This window comes from Streptomyces sp. NPDC044003 (assembly GCF_056435185.1).
This window is the reverse complement of the sequence record NZ_JBWKFA010000006.1, coordinates 525081-538296: the sequence shown is the minus strand read 5'-3', so window position 1 is coordinate 538296 and position 13216 is coordinate 525081. Positions and strand designations below refer to the sequence as shown.

General features: G+C 72.2%; 11 protein-coding genes. 8 read left to right on the top strand and 3 right to left on the bottom strand.

Annotated features, from left to right (window positions below; translation table 11 throughout):
- Window positions 1–85: 85 nt before the first annotated feature.
- The gene (locus AC07AW_RS25965) at window positions 86–928 is read right to left on the bottom strand and encodes a hypothetical protein (RefSeq protein WP_478817835.1); all 843 of its coding nucleotides are present in this window, start codon (window positions 926–928) and stop codon (window positions 86–88) included.
- A gap of 224 nt (window positions 929–1152) precedes the next feature.
- Here AC07AW_RS25965 and AC07AW_RS25960 point away from each other — a divergent pair, with 224 nt between their 5' ends.
- The 6 genes from AC07AW_RS25960 (at window position 1153) to cseC (ending at window position 6418) form a co-directional block, all read left to right on the top strand.
- On the top strand, window positions 1153–1836 hold the full coding sequence (locus AC07AW_RS25960) for a phosphatase PAP2 family protein (RefSeq protein ID WP_478817834.1): 684 nt from the start codon (window positions 1153–1155) through the stop codon (window positions 1834–1836).
- 33 nt (window positions 1837–1869) lie between these two features.
- Window positions 1870–2796, top strand: coding sequence for an HhH-GPD family protein (locus AC07AW_RS25955; protein WP_392160277.1), 927 nt, complete (start codon window positions 1870–1872; stop codon window positions 2794–2796).
- A 175-nt stretch (window positions 2797–2971) separates the two neighbouring features.
- A complete protein-coding gene (locus AC07AW_RS25950; protein WP_369144891.1) occupies window positions 2972–3544 on the top strand; it encodes a SigE family RNA polymerase sigma factor in 573 nt (190 codons plus the stop codon).
- Window positions 3532–4272, top strand: coding sequence for a hypothetical protein (locus AC07AW_RS25945; RefSeq protein ID WP_478817833.1), 741 nt, complete (start codon window positions 3532–3534; stop codon window positions 4270–4272). The genes AC07AW_RS25950 and AC07AW_RS25945 overlap by 13 nt, the downstream gene beginning before the upstream one ends.
- A gap of 115 nt (window positions 4273–4387) precedes the next feature.
- Window positions 4388–5089 carry a two-component system response regulator CseB gene (cseB, locus tag AC07AW_RS25940; RefSeq protein WP_478817832.1) on the top strand — a complete coding sequence of 234 codons (702 nt, stop codon included), beginning with the start codon at window positions 4388–4390 and terminating at the stop codon, window positions 5087–5089.
- A gap of 12 nt (window positions 5090–5101) precedes the next feature.
- Window positions 5102–6418 (top strand): two-component system sensor histidine kinase CseC, encoded by a 1317-nt coding sequence (gene cseC, locus AC07AW_RS25935; RefSeq protein ID WP_478817831.1) that lies wholly within the window; start codon window positions 5102–5104, stop codon window positions 6416–6418.
- 183 nt (window positions 6419–6601) lie between these two features.
- On the opposite strand, the gene AC07AW_RS25930 is transcribed toward cseC, so the two are convergent.
- Window positions 6602–8188: an MDR family MFS transporter gene (locus AC07AW_RS25930; protein WP_478817830.1), complete on the bottom strand. Its 1587-nt coding sequence runs from the start codon at window positions 8186–8188 to the stop codon at window positions 6602–6604.
- A gap of 101 nt (window positions 8189–8289) precedes the next feature.
- On the opposite strand from AC07AW_RS25930, the gene AC07AW_RS25925 reads away from it, so the two are divergent.
- Window positions 8290–8847 (top strand): TetR/AcrR family transcriptional regulator, encoded by a 558-nt coding sequence (locus tag AC07AW_RS25925; RefSeq protein WP_478817829.1) that lies wholly within the window; start codon window positions 8290–8292, stop codon window positions 8845–8847.
- A 10-nt stretch (window positions 8848–8857) separates the two neighbouring features.
- On the opposite strand, the gene AC07AW_RS25920 is transcribed toward AC07AW_RS25925, so the two are convergent.
- Window positions 8858–9571: a M23 family metallopeptidase gene (locus tag AC07AW_RS25920; protein WP_478817828.1), complete on the bottom strand. Its 714-nt coding sequence runs from the start codon at window positions 9569–9571 to the stop codon at window positions 8858–8860.
- A gap of 475 nt (window positions 9572–10046) precedes the next feature.
- Between AC07AW_RS25920 and AC07AW_RS25915 the strand changes: the two genes are divergently transcribed.
- Complete coding sequence (locus AC07AW_RS25915; protein ID WP_478817827.1) at window positions 10047–13163, top strand: NACHT domain-containing protein; 3117 nt, start codon at window positions 10047–10049, stop codon at window positions 13161–13163.
- Window positions 13164–13216 lie beyond the last annotated feature (53 nt).

Here is a 13216-nt window from a genome sequence, read left to right as displayed (position 1 = left end):
GCGTCCGGTGCGTGCCGTCGGATCAGGCCCCAGCAGCCGTACGTCTCAGGCCCCAGCCGTACGGATCAGGCCCCAGCCGTACGGATCAGTCCTTCGCCAGCCGGAACGAGGCCGGGGGCACCTTCGCGCCCGGCATCGTGGCCTCCACGAGGTACGTGCCGGGGCCGGCCTGGCCCGCCGGGGCGCTCGCGCACTGCGGGGCGCTGCGGCCGCGGTCCCACTCCACGGTGTGGGTGATGGTGGTGTGCGCGGGGACGCGCAGCAGGACCGGGTTGCCGGGACTCGGGCAGTCGGCGGTGGACCAGACCTCGTCGTCCCGGTCGTCGCTGATCGTCAGAACCGCGCTGCGGGGCCCGAAGTCGGCCTTGCATGCGGTGTTCGAGGTGTTCTTGGCGACGAGGTGGAAGCGGGGCTTCTCCCCCGTCTCGTAGGCGAGCTTGCTGGTGCGGAGCGTCAACTGCAGTGCCCCCGCAGGGCAGTTCGGGAGCGGGGAGTCGGCCGGGACCTGCTGGCCCGCGCCGGCGCCCGCCGAGCCGGCTCCGTCGGTGTCGCCGTTCTTGCCGATGCCTCCGGTTCCGGAGCCGCCGCCCGCGTCCGTACCGGCGTCGGTTCCGGCGTCGCCGCCCGCGCCCTCGTCCGTACCGGGGCCCGCGGAACCGCCGTCGTCGCCGGAGTCGCCCGACTCGTCGCGTCCGCCGGGCTGTTGGCTGATCGCCGGGCCGGTACCGGAGGGGCCCGGGGTGATCGAGGGCGGGGTCGGCGAGGAGCCGTTGGCCCCGTCGTTCGTCTTCTTCCCGCCGCCGTCACCGGAGGTGAAGGCCCAGGCGGCGAGCAGCGCGAGAAGCGCCACCAGGCACAGCGCAACCGCCCTCCGTCGCCAATAGATGGTGGAGGGAAGCGGCCCGACCGGATTGCGCAAAGATCCCACGACCCGAACCTTACGAGAGATCCGGCCCAACTCCCGCCCCACCCGCCGCCCGAGACCTCAAGTTTTGCCGATGATCACATCCGTCGGTTCCGGGAACTTTTCCCGGAACCCCGCCGGAAACCGTAGAGAACCGGCGCGAATCGCAGCCCCCCACTTTCGTCAGGGGTCGCTCTGGCCGTTGGCCCGGGGCGGCGGACTCCGGATTCCGGTTAGCGTCATGCACCATGAACACCCTCCTCGACCTCTCCGACCGTCTGTATCTCGACGTCGCCGACTTCGCCCACTCCACGCCCCACTGGTTCCAGTGGCTCGCCGAGGTGTGGACGGAGCTCGGGCTGCTGCTCTTCGGTGTGCTGTTCCTCGCCGGCTGGTGGCGCTCCCGGGAGGGGTCGAGCCGGGCGATGGCGCTCGCGCTGCTCGCCCCGGTCGCCACCGGTTTCGGCTATGTGGTGAGCGAGGCCCTGAAGTCGCTGGTCGACGAGGAACGTCCGTGCCGCGCGGTCGCCGGAGCGCCCGTCTCGCTCGTCGCCTGCCCGCCGCACGGCGACTGGTCCTTCCCCAGCAACCACTCGGCCATCGCGGGCGCCGCCGCGATCGCGCTCGCCCTGTCCTGGCGCGGGATCGTCTGGCTGACCGTGCCGATGGCGCTGCTCATGGCCTTCTCCCGGGTCTTCGTCGGGGTCCACTACCCGCACGACGTGACCGTCGGCCTGCTGGTCGGCGCCCTGGTCGCCTTCCTCGTGATGCGGGTGGCGGAGCGGCCCGTACGGGCCCTCGTGGAGACGGCACGGTCGAGCCGTAACTCGTCCGTGGTGTGGTGCGCGGGGCGCGGGCCGAGTGCGCACGCCTCCGCGCACGCCCCCGCGCACTCCGAGCGGCGCTCGCGGGCACGCCACGGCGCGTACTGATCCCGCCGGGGACGTGCCAGGATCGGAGGTGCCATGACTTCCATCGACACTCCCCCGACATCCGAGGCCCCCGTCCCCCCGGCGCTCCCCGCCGAGCTGCACGGGCCCGTCCTCGCCTGGTTCGACCGGCACGCCCGTGACCTGCCCTGGCGCCGCCCCGAGGCCGGTGCCTGGGGCGTCATGGTCAGCGAGTTCATGCTCCAGCAGACCCCGGTCGTCCGGGTCCTCCCGGTGTACGAGCAGTGGCTGGCGCGCTGGCCGCGCCCGGCCGACCTGGCGGCCGAGGCCCCCGGCGAGGCGGTCCGCGCCTGGGGCCGGCTCGGCTATCCGCGCCGGGCCCTGCGGCTGCACGCGGCGGCCGTCGCCATAACGGAGCGGCACCACGGCGACGTCCCCCGCGACCACGGTCAGCTGCTCGCGCTGCCCGGCATCGGCGAGTACACGGCGGCGGCGGTGGCCTCCTTCGCGTACGGGCAGCGGCACGCCGTCCTGGACACCAATGTGCGCCGGGTCTTCGCGCGGGCGGCGACCGGCGTCCAGTACCCGCCGAACGCGACCACGGCCGCCGAGCGGCGGCTCGCCCGCGCGCTGCTGCCGGAGGACGAGTCGACGGCATCCCGGTGGGCGGCCGCCTCCATGGAGCTGGGCGCCCTGGTGTGCACGGCGAAGAACGAGGACTGCGGGCGCTGCCCGATCGCCGAACGGTGCGCCTGGCGGCTCTCGGGGAAGCCGGCGCACGACGGTCCGCCGCGGCGGGGCCAGACGTACGCCGGGACCGACCGGCAGGTGCGCGGCCGGCTCCTCGCCGTGCTGCGGGAGTCGGCGGAGCCCGTGGGGCAGGCGGCCCTGGACGCGGTCTGGGACGAACCGGTCCAGCGGGCCAGGGCCCTGGACGGCCTGGTCGCGGACGGTCTCGTCGAGCCGCTGGACGGCGGCCGGTACCGGCTCCCGCTGTCCTGAGGCCCGCTCTCCCCGGAACCGAGCGCCGAAACCTTCTCCTCCCCCGCTGTTACACAACCGATGGGTAGCCGTGCGCCGACCGACGGCTGCCCCGCACAGCCCCGTGACAACCGCTCCGTAGCGTCGTCGACGACACGAGGAACGAAGCAGGTCACGGGGATCGGAGGCGGTTCGGATGAGGCACGGCGAGGTGCTCGACTTCGAGGAGTACGTACGCACGCGGCAGGACGCGCTGCTGCGCAGTGCCCGCCGTCTCGTGGCCGACCCCGTCGACGCCCAGGACCTCCTCCAGACGGCCCTGGCCCGGACGTACGGCCGCTGGGACGGCATCGCCGACAAGTCCCTCGCCGACGCCTACCTGCGCCGGGTCATGATCAACACCCGGACCGAGTGGTGGCGCTCCCGCCGGCTCGAAGAGGTGCCGACCGAGCAGCTGCCCGACGCGAGCATCGACGACCCGACCGAGCAGCACGCCGACCGCGCCCTTCTCATGGACGTCCTGAAGGTCCTCGCGCCCAAGCAGCGCAGCGTCGTCGTCCTGCGGCACTGGGAGCAGATGAGCACGGAGGAGACGGCGGCGGCGCTCGGCATGTCGACCGGTACGGTGAAGTCGACGCTCCATCGTGCGCTCGCCCGGCTCCGCCAGGAGCTGGAGAGCCGTGACCTCGACGCCCGTGCACTGGGGCGGACCGGGGAGCGGGCGACCGTACGAGGTGACGAAGGGGGGCGGGAGCGGTGCGCGGCCTAGACGGCGAACCCGACGGCAGACCACACGAAGACCACCACGGTGTGAGCGGCGGCGACGACCGGTACGAGACCGGACGCCGCCGCCCGCGCCGTACCGTCAAGGCGGCGAGCGTCACGGCGACGGCCGGGCTCGTCGCCGTCGGGCTGTCCCTGGCCGCCTGCTCCACCGGCGGCACCGGTTCCCGCGACGAGGGCGCGGCTCGCACCGACGAGATCACCGCCGCGGCGCCCACCCCCTCCGTCTCCGCCACCGCCGGTCCGCAGTCGGCCGAGCGGGTGGATCCGATCGCGCTCCTGAAGGCCGATCCGAAGATCGGCGAGCGGTTCAAGAGCGATCTGAAGCCGTGCGTCGCCGACTCCTACCCGGTGGACGCCTCCTACGGCAGCATCACGAACTCCACCGCCCCCGACGTCGTCGTCAACGTGATGACCTGCGGTGACGCCGTCGGCATCGGCACCTACGTCTACCGCAAGCAGAGCGACCGGTACGAGAACGTGTTCATGACCGAGGACGCGGCGGTCTACGCCACGATCGACCGGGGCGATCTCGTCGTCACCAAGCAGGTGTACGCGAAGGGCGACCCGGTCGCATACCCCTCGGGCGAGGACGTGATCACCTACCGCTGGTCGGGGAACAGGTTCACCCAGCACGACTGGGTGCACAACGACTACAGCCAGGCCGTCGGCGACGGCGCGGAGCCCGTGCCGAGCGCGTCCCCCGCCGACTGAACCGTGGACCGAGAGGCCCGACCGGGCCTCGATCAAGTAGTCCGACCCAGCCTCGACCGAGTGGCCCACCGCGCCGTGGACCGAGAGAACGCACCGACCCCGAAGGGCACGCACGATGGCCGAAACCCATGTCCTGTTCGTCGAGGACGACGACGTCATCCGTGAGGCCACCCAGCTCGCCCTGGAGCGGGACGGCTTCCGGGTGACCGCCATGCCCGACGGGCTCTCCGGCCTGGACGCCTTCCGGGCGCAGCGGCCCGACATCGCCCTCCTCGACGTGATGCTGCCGGGCATGGACGGCGTCAGCCTCTGCCGCCGCATCCGCGACGAGTCGACGGTGCCCGTCATCATGCTCTCGGCGCGCGCCGACTCGATCGACGTCGTGCTCGGCCTGGAGGCCGGGGCCGACGACTACGTCACCAAGCCCTTCGACGGCTCCGTCCTGATGGCCCGCATCCGGGCCGTGCTGCGCCGCTTCGGGCACGCGGGCGGGGCCGGCGCCGGTGAGAGCGAGGAGCCGGCGGACGGCGGCGGGCTGCTCTCCTTCGGCGACCTGGAGGTCGACACCGACGGCATGGAGGTCCGCAAGGGCGGGACGCCGGTGGCACTGACCCCGACCGAGATGCGGCTGCTCCTGGAGTTCTCGTCGGCGCCGGGCACCGTACTGTCCCGGGACAAGCTCCTGGAGCGGGTCTGGGACTACGGCTGGGGCGGGGACACCCGGGTCGTGGACGTCCATGTGCAGCGGCTGCGCGCCAAGATCGGCCAGGACCGGATCGAGACCGTGCGCGGCTTCGGCTACAAGCTCAAGAACTAGGTCAGTGAGCCGGTGAATTTTCTGCCCTTGCGGACCGGGGTCCGCTGGAAGATCGCCGTCGCCATCGCGGCGGTCGGCGCCCTCATCGCGGTCACCCTGAGCATCGTCGTGCACAACGCCGCCCGCATCTCGATGCTCGACAACGCGCGGGAGGTGCAGAAGGAGCGGCTGCTCTTCGCCCAGCGGATGTACGAGACGTCCAAGCCCAAGGAGCCCCGCTTCGGCACGAAGATCAACGACCCGGCGCTGCCGCCGCAGCTCGACCAGCTGATGCGGGACCATCGGCGCGGGACGTATGTGCAGGAGCACCGGCGCGGCGGGCCGCCGGACGTGTGGGCGGCCGTGCCGCTCGCCAACGGCGACGTGCTGTCGCTGCACATCCCCTTCGCCGACCGCAGCGCGACGATCATGAACGACCTGGACCGGGCCCTCGTCATCGGCTCGGTGTCGGTGGTCTTCGGCGGCTGCGCGCTCGGCGTGCTCATCGGCGGCGGGCTCTCGCGGCGGCTGCGGAAGGCCGCCGTCGCGGCCGGCCGGGTGGCCCAGGGCAATACGGACGTACGGGTGCGGGACGCCGTCGGCGGAGTCGTACGGGACGAGACGGACGACCTGGCGTGGGCGGTGGACGCCCTGACCGACGCCCTGAACGAGCGGATCGAGGCCGAGCGCCGGGTCACCGCCGACATCGCGCACGAGCTCCGCACCCCCGTCACGGGGCTGCTCACGGCGGCCGAGCTGCTGCCGCCGGGGCGTCCGACCGAGCTCGTACGGGACCGGGCGCAGGCCATGCGGACGCTGGTCGAGGACGTCCTGGAGGTGGCCAGGCTCGACAGCGCCTCGGAGCGGGCCGAGCTCCAGGAGATCGCCCTCGGCGAGTTCGTGGAGCGGCGGGTGCGGGCCCTGGACCCGGAGATCGAGGTCCGGGTCGTGCACGAGTCCTGGGTGAACACCGACCCGCGCCGCCTGGAACGGGTCCTGGGCAATCTCCTCGCCAACGCGGCCAAGCACGGAAAGCCGCCGGTCGAGGTCACCGTCGAGGGCCGGGTGGTCCGGGTCCGCGACCACGGCCCCGGCTTCCCCGAGGCGCTCCTCAAGGAGGGCCCGAGCCGGTTCCGTACGGGGACGAGCGACCGCGCGGGCCAGGGCCACGGCCTCGGCCTGACGATCGCGGCGGGCCAGGCCCGGGTCCTCGGCGCCCGGCTGACCTTCCGGAACGTGGCCGCGGAGGGGTCTCCGGACGGGGTGGGCGGCGCGATCGCGGTGCTCTGGCTGCCGGACCACGCGCCGACGAGCACGGGCAGCTTCCCGATCCTGCGGCTGCCGGAGTAATCCAGCGGCAGCCGGAGTGAATCCTGCGGCTGCCGGAGTGAATCCTGCGGCTGCTGGAGTGAACCTGCGGCAGCCGGAGTGAACCCTGCGGCTGCTGGAGCGCATCCCGCGGCTGCCGGAGTGAGGGGTACGACGGAGGGGCCGGGTCCATGCATGGACCCGGCCCCTTTTTCGTACGCCTGATCAGACCGTCTCGGCGACCTTCGGCGCGTCGTCGCCGGACTCCGCCTTCGGGGCCGCGGCCGGTCCGGCGCCGCGGAGCGCCACCTCCTTGACGAAGAAGGCGAGGACGAAGCCGAGGACGGCGACGGCCGAGGCGACGAGGAAGGCGCCGTGGGTGCCGGTGGCGACCGCGTGCTGGTAGGCCTCGCGGAGCGCGGCCGGCAGCTTGGCGAGGCTCGCCGCGTCGAGCTGTGCGGTCCGCTCGGTGAGCCCGCCCCCGCCGCGGGACGCCATCTCGTCCTGGACGCGGCTGGTGAAGAGCGCACCCATGATCGCGACGCCGAAGGAGGAGCCGAGCGTCCGGAAGAGGGTGGTGGAGGAGGAGGCGACGCCCATGTCCTTCATCTCCACGCTGTTCTGGGCGACCAGCATGGTGATCTGCATCAGGAAGCCCATGCCGGCGCCGAGGACGGCCATCCAGATCCCCGAGACGAGGCGCGAGGTGCCGGTGTCCATCGTGGAGAGGAGGAAGAGACCGGCCACCATGAGCGCGCTGCCCACGATGGGGAAGACCTTGTACTTGCCGGTGCTGGTGGTGAAGCGGCCGACGAGCAGCGAGACGACCATCATCGACAGCAGCATCGGCAGGAGCAGCAGGCCGGAGTTGGTGGCCGAGGCGCCCTGGACGGACTGCTGGAAGATCGGCAGGTAGAGGACCGCGCCGAACATCACGAAGCCGGTGATGAAGCCGATCAGGGACATCACGGTGAAGTTGCGGCTGCGGAAGATGTGCAGCGGCATGATCGGGTCGCTCGCCCGGGTCTCGACGAAGAGGAAGGCGGCGAGTGCGGCGGCGCCGCCGATCGTGAGGCCGACGATGGTGGCCGAGCCCCAGGCGTACTCCGTGCCGCCCCAGGTGGTGACGAGGACGATCGCGGTGATGCCGACGGTCAGCAGCGCGGCGCCGAGGAAGTCGATCCGGGTGCCCGTGGCGCGCTGCTTCTTGGGCAGGTGCAGGACGGCGGTGAGCATGGCGAGGGCGACGACGCCGAGCGGCAGGTTGATGTAGAAGGACCAGCGCCAGCCCCAGTGGTCGGTGATGGTGCCGCCGACGAGGGGGCCGCCGATCATGGCGAGGGCCATGATTCCGGCCATCATGCCCTGGTACTTGCCGCGCTCGCGGGGCGGGATCAGGTCGCCGATGATCGCCATGACGCCGACCATGAGGCCGCCGGCGCCGAGGCCCTGGATGGTGCGGAAGCCGATGAGCTGGCCCATGTCCTGGGCCATGCCGCTGAGCGCCGAGCCGATCAGGAAGATCACGATCGAGGTGAGGAAGACGCCCTTGCGGCCGAACATGTCGCCGACCTTGCCCCAGAGGGGGGTGGAGGCGGCGGTGGCCAGGGTGTAGGCGGTGACGACCCAGGAGAGGTGCTCAAGACCGCCGAGCTCACCGACGATCGTCGGCATCGCGGTACCGATGATCATGTTGTCGAGCATCGCGAGGAGCATCGCGATCATGAGGGCGAGGAGAACGACGCGTACGCTGCGCGGCTGCGGGTCCGCGGCCTCCCCCTGTACTGCTTGAACGTTCTGTTTCGTCGCCATGCCCATCCCTTACTTGCCGCCCGGCTAGTTACTACACTGAGGACGGTAGGCCGGTAACTAGCCGGGCGTCAAGTAAGTTTTCTGGAAACCGGAGACCCGTCATGGCCCGAGGCAACACCCGCCAGCGCATCCAGGACGTGGCTCTCGAACTCTTCGCCGAGCAGGGCTACGAGAAGACCTCGCTGCGGGAGATCGCGGAACGCCTGGACGTCACGAAGGCGGCGCTCTACTACCACTTCAGGACCAAGGAAGACATCATCATCGGGATCTTCCAGGACCTGACGCGCCCCATCGACGAGCTGGTCGCCTGGGCGGGCGAACAGCCGCGCACCCTGGAGACCAAGCGGGAGATCCTGCGCCGCTACCAGAAGGCCCTGCTCGCCGCGGCCCCACTGTTCCGCTTCATGCACGAGAACCAGGCGACCGTGCGCGACCTGAGCATCGGACTCACCTTCAAGGAGCGCTTCATCGCGCTCAACGACTTCATCCAGGAGCCCGACGCCCCGATGAAGGACAGGGTCCGCGCCGTGAGCGCGGTCTTCACGCTGCACGCCGGGACCTTCTTCATGGAGAACGCCGAAGGCGACCCCGAGGAGAAGCACGAAGCCGTCCTCGAGGTCGCCCTCGATCTCATCGACCAGGCCCAGAAGGACCGATAGCCGGCAGGCGTCAGACGCCGACGCCGTGGGCCCGGAGGAACGCCATCGGGTTGACGGCGGAGCCGTAGTTCGGGGTCGTACGGATCTCGAAGTGCAGGTGGGGGCCGGAGGAGTTGCCGGTGTTGCCCGAGAGGGCGATCTGCTGGCCGGCGGCGACCTTCTGGCCGATGTAGACCTTGATCTTCGACAGGTGGGCGTACTGCGAGTACGTGCCGTTGGCGTGCCTGACGACGATCGCGTTGCCGTACGCGGGGCCGTCGCCGCCGCCGTTCGGGCCGGCCTTCACGACGGTGCCCGCACCCGCGGCCTTGACCGGGGTGCCGACCGGGACGGCGAAGTCCTGGCCGGAGTGCTTGTGGGCCCACATGGCGCCGCCCTGATTGAAGCTGGCGCTGAGGGTGTACGAGGTGACCGGCTTGACCCAGGCCGGGGCCGCCTTCTTGACGGCCTTCACGGGGGTGGCCTTCGCGACGGCGGCCTTCACGGCGGCAGCCTTGGCGGCAGCGGCCTTCGCGGCGGCGGCCTTCACCTGGGCGGCGGCGTGAGCCTGGGCGTCGGCCTGAGCGGCGACGGCGGCGGACGCGGTCAGTGCGACCGGGGCGGCGGCCTTGCCCTCGGCGGCGAAGGCGGACCCTGCTCCGGCCACCAGCGACGCTCCCAGACCCGCGGTGACGAGAGCAACGGCGGTGATACGGGCGGCGGGGTTCATGACGCGCTTCGACATACGGGGGAAAACCTCCGGGACGTACGGGACCCGACGCGGACGGTCGCTGCGTCGGGCTTGCTCATCCTTGGTAACCCGGACCCCCAGCCATCCCAAAACACCCCATCTACGACATGACGTCGTAGCGATCTCCCGGGAAGTTCACCCCTTGACGACCCCGGAGAGGGTGCGCGAAATCGGACATACCGACACAAGAGATTCGGTTTATGCGCACGTCGCGGGGGCCCGGAACCGCCCGAAACGCCGCCCGGCGCCCGGTTCGGGACCCCCGGGGACCTAGGTCCCGGTGGTTCACACCTGAACGTCCCGAATCGACACCAAAGGTCGCCACTATTCCGGTTAGTACCCCTCGAAACGCCTGTGCGCCTTGTCACCAGCGCCCCGCCCCGAATGGGACCTGGGTCACGCAACCGAGCCGCCCGGAACCCCGTCCCGCACTACGCTGACCGCTTCGGGAATCCACGGGGAGACACACATGGAACCGGCACTCATCGGCACCCGCCTCGCCTCGGCCGCGATCGGCCCTCTGCTGAAGAAACTGCTGGTCAGCGATGGTCCAGGGGCGGGCCTCACCGGGTCTTCGAAGGTCCGGCTCTCCGCCCTGGTCTCCTTCCGGGGCGAGAAGCGCACGCTCACGGAGAAGGACGTCCGGAAGCTCGCCGCCACCCTCGTCGGACGCTCGACGGGCGGCCCCGGCGAAGCCCCCTTCCCCGCCGACGAGACCGAGGCCGTCACCGACACCCTCGCCACGACCCTCCTCTCCCTCGGCGACCTCGACATGGACGACGTCCAGGCCGTCCGCCTCGGCCACCGCGACCTCGCCCGCCGCCTGCGGGCGGCGGCCCCGGCCCCCGACGGCCTCTCCACGGACTCGGTCCTCTACCTGGAGTCCCTCACCGAGTGGGCCTGCCTCCACCTCCTGGAGTTCTTCACCCAGCGCTCGACGTTCATCGCCCGCAGCCTCGTGGAACAGGCCCGGGCCCAGGCCGAGCTCATCGCGAAGGTCGACGAGATCGTCCGCCGGACGCCACGGGCGGACGGTCGGGACGCGGAGTTCGAGCGCCGGTACCTGGAGCACCTCGCCAAGAAGCACGGCCGCCTCACCATCTACGGCATCGACCTGCACCACTCCCCGGACCGGTGGCCGCTGGACCTCGCCTATCTGTCCCTGGAGGCGACCGGCGAGACCCCCGGGCCCGGCATGCCCGACGAGGCGGAACACCTCGCCCCGCACCAGCGGGAACAGGCCGTCCGCGCCGACCTCGCCCTCGCCCGCCACGACAGGGTCCTGCTGCGCGGCCTCGCCGGCTCCGGCAAGACGACCCTGGTCCAGTGGCTGACGGTCTCGGCGGCGACCGAGGGGCGCGCGGGCCTTACGGCGACCGAGGGACGCGCGCACGACACGACCACCGGGGAGCGCACGGACCGCACGACCACCGAGGGGCGCACGGGCCGTACGGCGACCGAGGGGCGCGGGGACGGCATGGCGTACCTCCGGGGCCGCATCCCCTTCGTCCTGCCCCTGCGCGCCCTCACCCGCCACGGCGAGCGGCTCCCGGCCCCCGACCGCTTCCTGCCCGCCGCCGGCTGCCCGCTCACCCCGCCCGACGGCTGGGCCGACCGGGTCCTCGCCGCCGGCCGTGGCGTCGTCCTCGTCGACGGCATCGACGAGATCCCCGAGGCGGAACGCGGCCGGGCCCGCGAGTGGCTCCGTGCCCTCCTGGACACGTACGAGGGCAACCGCTGGCTCGTCACCTCACGCCCCACCGCCGTACGCGACGAATGGCTGGCCGGCGACGGCTTCACCGAGCTGACCCTCTCCCCCATGACCCGCGCCGAGGTCGCCACCTTCGTCCGCCGCTGGCACCGGGCCGCCGGGCCGGAGGCGGAGCCGTACGAGCAGCCGCTCCTCGACGCGCTGCGCACCGCCGAGCACGTGGCCCAGCTCGCCACCAACCCCCTGATGTGCGGGCTCATCTGCGCCCTCCACCGCGACCGGCGCGGCTTCCTGCCCCGCGGCCGCAAGGCCCTCTACGAGGCCGCCCTGTCGATGCTCCTCGCGCGCCGCGACCGCGAGCGGGACATGGGGGCCCCGTCGGGCATCGCCCTCGACGAGGCCCCGCAGATCCAGCTGATCCAGCGGCTCGCGTACTGGCTGACGCTCAACGGCCGCACCCAGCTGGACCGGGCCCGCGCGGAGTCGCTCGTCCGGGAGGCGGTGCCGGCGGTCCAGGAGGCCGCCCAGTATCCGCCGGAGACGGTCTTCACCCACCTCCTCCACCGCAGCGGCCTGCTGCGCGAGCCGACGGAGGACACCGTCGACTTCGTCCACCGCACCTTCCAGGACTACCTGGCCGCCAAGGCCCTGGTGGACCACTGGGACATCGGCGTCCTGGTGCGGCATGCCGCGGACGACCAGTGGGAGGACGTCATCCGCATGGCGGTGGGCCACGCGCGCCCGCACGAATGCGCGGAGATCCTCCGCGAGCTCCTGAAGGCGGCGGACGCGGCCGAGGACCGCTCGGTCCGGCTCCGCCTGGTGCTGCTGGCGGCGACGGCCCTGGACCACGCGACGGAGGTCTCCCCGGAGGTCCGGGAGGAGGTGCTGCGCCGCACGTCGGAGGTGATCCCGCCCCGGACGACGGCCGAGGCCAGGGCGCTGGCCGTGGCCGGAAGGATGATCTTCGACCTGCTGCCCGGCCCGGACGGCCTGGACGACGACGCGGCCCGCCTGGCGGTGGTGGCCGCCTCCCACGTCCAGGACGACGCCGCCGTCCTCTACCTGTCCCGGTTCGTGTCCCATCCCCTGCTCGCCGTCCGGTCCCAGATGATCTGGGCCTGGCACCGGTACGAGACGCGCTCCTACGCCGAGGAGATCGTGGCGCGGCTCGACCCGACCGGCCTCTACTACAGCGTCCAGGACGACACCCAGGCCCACGAGCTCATCCGGCTCGGCCTGCGGCCCCGGCTGCTGCAGGTCCACGGGGAGGTGTCCCCCGGGGCGCGGGACGCGCTCCTCGGGCACGGCGACCCCCGCCGACTCACCCTGGAGGTGTTCGAGTCGCGGCCGGACCTCGCCCCGCTGACCCGCCTGACCCGGCTGAACCGGCTCTCGCTCGCTCTCCCCCGGGACGCCGACTGGTCGTCCGCCGACCTTCCCGCGTCGCCTCTCCGCCAGCTCTCGATCACTCCCCTCCCCCGGGACGGGCTTGAGCCGCTGTCCCGGCTCCGGCACCTGCGCGAGCTGCACCTGTGGGCGGCGGAGCCCCTCTCCCCCTCGCTCTGGCAGGAGCTCACCGCGCTGCCCGGCATCGAGACCCTCGCCCTCACCGGTACGGACCTGGACCGCTGCCCCGCCGGGACCGTCCTCCCCGGAGTCACCTCGCTCCACCTGGCGGCCCAGGCCGACACGGCGGGCCTTCGGCGGCTCGTGGAGATCTTCCCGTCCGTGCGCCGCCTCCACCTCGCCCCCGGCAGCCACGACCTGACCCCCCTCGCGGCACTCACCGAGCTCGTGTCGGTCCGCGCGATCGGGCGGCGGATCACCGGCACCGAACACCTCGCCGCCGACGTGGAGATCCTCCCCACCTGACCGAGCGAAAGGGGCGGCCCCGGAACCATCAGGTTCCGGGGCCGCCCCTTCGT

What these genes read in the sequence shown, in the direction of transcription:
- AC07AW_RS25960 (WP_478817834.1), top strand. Translation starts at nt 1,153, where the DNA reads ATGAACACCCTCCTCGACCTCTCCGACCGTCTGTATCTCGACGTCGCC.
- AC07AW_RS25955 (WP_392160277.1), top strand. Translation starts at nt 1,870, where the DNA reads ATGACTTCCATCGACACTCCCCCGACATCCGAGGCCCCCGTCCCCCCG.
- AC07AW_RS25950 (WP_369144891.1), top strand. Translation starts at nt 2,972, where the DNA reads ATGAGGCACGGCGAGGTGCTCGACTTCGAGGAGTACGTACGCACGCGG.
- cseB (WP_478817832.1), top strand. Translation starts at nt 4,388, where the DNA reads ATGGCCGAAACCCATGTCCTGTTCGTCGAGGACGACGACGTCATCCGT.
- AC07AW_RS25930 (WP_478817830.1), bottom strand. Translation starts at nt 8,188, where the DNA reads ATGGCGACGAAACAGAACGTTCAAGCAGTACAGGGGGAGGCCGCGGAC.
- AC07AW_RS25925 (WP_478817829.1), top strand. Translation starts at nt 8,290, where the DNA reads ATGGCCCGAGGCAACACCCGCCAGCGCATCCAGGACGTGGCTCTCGAA.
- AC07AW_RS25920 (WP_478817828.1), bottom strand. Translation starts at nt 9,571, where the DNA reads ATGTCGAAGCGCGTCATGAACCCCGCCGCCCGTATCACCGCCGTTGCT.
- AC07AW_RS25915 (WP_478817827.1), top strand. Translation starts at nt 10,047, where the DNA reads ATGGAACCGGCACTCATCGGCACCCGCCTCGCCTCGGCCGCGATCGGC.